Raw genomic sequence first — 4,930 nt, 5'->3', positions numbered from 1 at the left:
AATTAGTATTTACAATACTATAAATATATATGGAGTGAAATTCATGGAAAAAAATCAAAACTATAATAGAACTGAAATAAAAAAATTACTTATGCTTGCCATTTTAGCAGGTAAAACCATGTTGAAAAATGGCGCAGAAACCTATAGGGCAGAGGACACCATTCAAAGGATATGCAAATCTAGAAATAATATTAAATATGCAGATGCCTTCGTAACACCTACAGGAATCTTTGCTTCTCTGGAATTTGAAGGTGAGATGATAACCTATTTAATTCGAGTTAAATCTACTAAAATTGATTTGAATATGATAAATTTAGTAAATGAATTTTCAAGAAAATTTGTAAACTCCAATATGTCAATAGATGATGGTTTAGCAAGACTTAGTGAAATCGATAAAATCAATAATTATAATTTATCCATAAAAGCATTATTTGGCAGCATGGCTAGTGGCTTTTTTTGCCTTTTATTTGGAGGCACCATTTACGATTTTATTTCTACCTATTCAGTAAGCTTAATTGTTCTTCTATTTTTGAATAAAATTAGTAAATTAGAAATGACCTTTTTTATCAATAATTTTATCGGTGCAGCTCTTGCTTCAATCCTATCCATATTTTCTATTAAAATGGGATTAGGTGAAAATATGGATACTATAATAATTGCATCAATTATGCCTTTAGTCCCCGGTGTGGCTATAACTAACGCCTTAAGGGATACCATATCTGGCGACTTTCTTTCCGGTCTTTCCAGAACTATGGAGGCCATATTTTCTGCATTAGCTATTGCATTTGGAGTAGGTATAGTTCTAAACATATATTTTAAGGGGCTGATTTAGTGACTTTAATAAAACATTTTATTTATGCTTTTCTATGTTCAGTAGGATTTGCAGTTTTTTTTAGTATTCCTAAGGATTCCATATTTAGATCTGGCTGTGTTGGTGCTATAGGGCAAATAGCCTTTTACATAACATCCAATATTTTTAACAGTGATGTTACAGGTACATTTTTTGGTGCTATAACTGTAGGAATGTTTGGAGAATTATTTGCAAGACATTATAAAAAGCCAGCAACCGTATTTTTAGTACCTGGAATTGTTCCGCTAGTACCTGGTGCTGGCATGTATTATACTATGTTAGCCTTAGTTGAAAAAGACTTTATTTCTGCTGCAAACAAAGGTATTGAGACCTTTTTCATAGCAGCTGCTATTTCCATTGGTCTTATAATTTCGACTTCATTATCAAGATCAATTAAAAGAGTAAAAAGTAAAAATTAATTTTGCTTTGCATATTTAATCATGGTATCTACCAAACTATCTAAAACTTCGTCTTCTGCTGATCCATCTAAATATTTTTTCAAACAATCCTTCATGTAGTTTTCTAATATAAGTCCGCCCACAGAATTCATGGCAGCTCTAACTGCTGCTATTTGAATTAGGATATCACCACAACACTTGTCTTCTTCTACCATCTTTTGAATTCCTTTAACTTGTCCTTCAATTCTTCTTAGCCGTCGTATTATGGCTTCATTATCCTTTGTCTCAAAAGTCAACCTAAATTCCTCCTTTATTAATAAATTTATTCCAATACCCTTACCATTTCCATGGCATTATTGTTCTTCTTATTTATAGATCTATCTATAAACTTTACTATAATAAATGAAACTGCTAGGAATACTACACCCATTGCAAATCCAAGGGTCTCATAATAATCTATATCCATAGATTGGAACAAATTTACTCCCAATACTATTCCCAATATTAGCATGGCAAAAGGAATCATATAAGCAATTAATGCATACTTTATAATATTTCTTGATTTAGCTTTAATTTCTACAAAATCTCCAGTCTTTGCCCCAATTCGGTTTTCTAATCTAATGACTATACTAGGTGCACTGCAGCCTCCTCCACAACTACTGCAGCCTCCTCCACAGCCAGAAATACGCCTTACTTCTACTTCGGCTATATCATCTATGATTTTGCGTACATATCCTAGTTGTTCCATCAATTCACACCTCCAAATACTAAATCTTTTACCACTTCAGATGCAAGGATTAATCCTGCAACGGAAGGGACGAAAGAAACACTACCTGGAACTGCCTTCCTAGTGTTCTCTTTCTCTAAATTTACCTTTATAGGTTTTTCCTTTGACCATACTACCTTCAAATCCTTAATATTTCTTTTTCTCAATTCATTTCTCATTACTTTAGCCAAAGGACAGGTGTTAGTACTATAGATATCTCCCACTTGAAGCATAGTTGGATTTAACTTATTTCCTGCACCCATACAGGAGATAATTGGAATATTCAATCTTTTGCAATTCTCAATTAGGTTAACTTTAGCTGAAATCATATCTATGGCATCTATTACATAGTTATAATCCAAAGACAACAATCTGTCCTTATTTTCATCTTTATATATATCATTAATAGCTACAATATTCAAGTTTGGATTTATCTCTAATAGTCTATCTTTCATTACTTCTACTTTTGGTAAATCTACAGTCTTTGAAGTAGCATGAATCTGTCTATTTATATTAGTCACATCTATTATATCATAATCTACAATAATAATCTCCCCTAATCCTGAGCGAACTAAGGCCTCAGAAGCAAAGGAACCTACGCCACCTATTCCAAATACAGCAACTTTTGATTTATTTAATATTTTCATACCCTTTTTTCCCAATAATAATTCAGTTCTTGAAAATCGACTATCCATCCCCTACTCCTTTCAAATATAAATAGACATAATTCTTATTTAATATTATTCTAAATCCAATTTTATGTGCACTTCCTTTAATTGCTCCTCTGAAACTTCTGAGGGAGCACCTGTTAATAAACAAGTAGCTGATTGAGTTTTTGGGAAAGCAATAACATCCCTTATATTTGAACTATTTGTCAATAACATAATCAATCTGTCAAATCCATAAGCTATTCCACCATGAGGAGGAGTACCATATTTAAAGGCCTCTAATAGGAAACCAAATTTATTCCAAGCCTCTTCTTCAGAAAATCCAAGGGCAGAAAACATCCTTCTTTGCAATTCTGGGTCGCTAATTCTTATACTTCCACCACCCATTTCATCCCCATTAATAACTATATCATAAGCCTTAGCTCTAACCTTTTCTGGTTCTGTTTCCAATAAATCTATATCCTCTTCCATAGGATGGGTAAAAGGATGATGCTTTGCTACATATCTTTCCTCTTCATCATCATATTCAAATAGTGGAAATTCAGTTATCCATACCATTTTCATCTCATCTTTATCTATTATATCAAGCCTTTTTGCTACTTCATTTCTCAAATTACCTAAACTATCAAATACCACATTTGGTTTATCAGCTATGAATAGAAGTAAATCTCCCTTTTCACCATCCATCTTATTCAATATATTATTTAATTCCTCTTCCGATAAGAATTTGGCAATAGGTGAAGTAATACCTTCCTCTGTAACCTTTATCCAAGCTAAACCTTTTGCACCAAAAGTTTTAACATAGTCTTCTAGTCCATTTATATCCTTTCGTGAAAATTTATCGCCAAAACCCTTTACATTAATACCCCTTACATGGCCTCCCTTTTCTACAGTACCACTAAATACTTTGAACTGGGAATCCCTTACTATAAGGGTAATATCTACTAATTCAAATCCAAACCTTAAATCGGGTTTATCTACTCCAAACCTTTCCATTGCTTCTTTATAGGTCATTCTATCTATTGGTAGTTGGATTTCAATGCCCATTAACTCCTTAAACAATCTATATAACATTTTTTCATTCATTTCTATTACATCATCTACATCTACAAAGGACATTTCTATATCAATCTGAGTAAATTCAGGTTGTCTATTAGCTCTTAAATCTTCGTCCCTAAAGCATTTAACTATTTGATAATATCTATCCATGCCTGATACCATTAAAAGCTGTTTCATTAGCTGTGGAGACTGGGGAAGAGCATAAAAATGTCTTGGATTTACCCTGCTGGGTACTAAATAGTCCCTTGCTCCTTCTGGTGTAGGTTTAGTCAGCATTGGTGTCTCTATCTCAACAAAATGATTTTCATCTAGAAAATCCCTTACCACCTTTGCAGTTTTATGTCTCATCTTCAGCCTATTCTGCATAGAAGGTTTTCTCAAATCTAAATATCTATATTTTAATCTCATACTTTCTGCAACATTATCATCATCTTTAATATATATAGGAGGTGTTTCTGATTCATCTAATATTTTTAATTCATTTGCTAAAACCTCTATCTCTCCAGTAGGAATATCCTTGTTTATGGATTCCCTCTTCCTAACAGTTCCTTTAACAGCCAGCACATATTCAGACCTTACTCTTTCTGCCTTTTTGAATATTTCATCTGAAACTGTACTATCAAAAACTATTTGACAAATTCCTGTAGTATCTCGTAAATCAACAAATATTAAAGCCCCTAAATTTCTCTCCCTTTGTACCCATCCCATTAAAACCACTTCTTTTTCTACATCTGATATTCTTAAATCTCCACACATATAAGTCCTTCTTAAATTTCCCATCTTTTCTCTCATAATTATACCTCCTCAAAATAATAAAACCTCTCATCTCTGAAATACAGGGACGAGAGGCTAATTTCTCGCGGTGCCACCCTAATTAGGCTTTTACCTCACTTAAAAATTATAACGCATTATATGCGAACAAACTCAGTTTGTTGACTCCAAGGTGTCTTCATTAAATATTAGCATCAGTTTCCACCAACCCTGACTCTCTATAGCTAATAGATTTAATTACTCTTCCTCTTCATAGTTTACATATGTTTTTAATCATTATAAGATATATCTTTTACAGTGTCAAGATAATATATAAGATTTTATGATTATTCTATGATAATGTCATATTAAATTCATTCTGATAAAATGTCATATATGAGAGAGGAGATATTTAATATGACTCAAAAAGAAATAACTA

At 32.5% G+C, this 4,930-nt stretch carries 6 protein-coding genes and 1 other annotated feature; of the genes, 2 read left to right on the top strand and 4 right to left on the bottom strand.

The window, feature by feature from the left end:
* Both C3E90_RS07960 and C3E90_RS07955 read left to right on the top strand, forming a co-directional pair.
* Positions 1–832: threonine/serine ThrE exporter family protein (locus C3E90_RS07960; protein ID WP_236915113.1), on the top strand; the 832-nt coding region annotated here is incomplete at its 5' end.
* Positions 832–1,269 carry a threonine/serine exporter family protein gene (locus C3E90_RS07955; protein ID WP_236915112.1) on the top strand — a complete coding sequence of 146 codons (438 nt, stop codon included), beginning with the start codon at positions 832–834 and terminating at the stop codon, positions 1,267–1,269. The genes C3E90_RS07960 and C3E90_RS07955, both read left to right, overlap by 1 nt.
* Here the strand turns inward: C3E90_RS07955 and C3E90_RS07950 are convergent.
* The 4 genes from C3E90_RS07950 to aspS are packed head-to-tail and all read right to left on the bottom strand — an operon-like array spanning position 1,266 to position 4,533.
* On the bottom strand, positions 1,266–1,544 hold the full coding sequence (locus C3E90_RS07950) for a metal-sensitive transcriptional regulator (protein WP_236915111.1): 279 nt from the start codon (positions 1,542–1,544) through the stop codon (positions 1,266–1,268). The two genes, C3E90_RS07955 and C3E90_RS07950, sit on opposite strands and share 4 nt — an antisense overlap.
* Before the next feature lie 26 nt (positions 1,545–1,570).
* Entirely contained in the window at positions 1,571–1,996 is a 426-nt protein-coding gene (locus C3E90_RS07945) for a SoxR reducing system RseC family protein (RefSeq protein ID WP_236915110.1), read from the bottom strand.
* Positions 1,996–2,709, bottom strand: coding sequence for a tRNA threonylcarbamoyladenosine dehydratase (locus C3E90_RS07940; RefSeq protein WP_236915109.1), 714 nt, complete (start codon positions 2,707–2,709; stop codon positions 1,996–1,998). The genes C3E90_RS07945 and C3E90_RS07940 overlap by 1 nt, the downstream gene beginning before the upstream one ends.
* Positions 2,710–2,754: 45 nt before the next feature.
* Positions 2,755–4,533, bottom strand: coding sequence for an aspartate--tRNA ligase (gene aspS, locus C3E90_RS07935; RefSeq protein ID WP_236915108.1), 1,779 nt, complete (start codon positions 4,531–4,533; stop codon positions 2,755–2,757).
* 42 nt (positions 4,534–4,575) lie between these two features.
* Positions 4,576–4,775: a binding site (T-box leader), on the bottom strand.
* Between the last annotated feature and the right edge of the window lie 155 nt (positions 4,776–4,930).

Source organism: Clostridium sp. Cult2 (assembly GCF_021655075.1).
In the GTDB taxonomy this organism is placed as follows: Bacteria; Bacillota; Clostridia; order Tissierellales; family Tepidimicrobiaceae; genus Schnuerera.
Note: the sequence above shows the minus strand (reverse complement) of the source record. Positions and strands in the feature narration are given on the sequence as shown.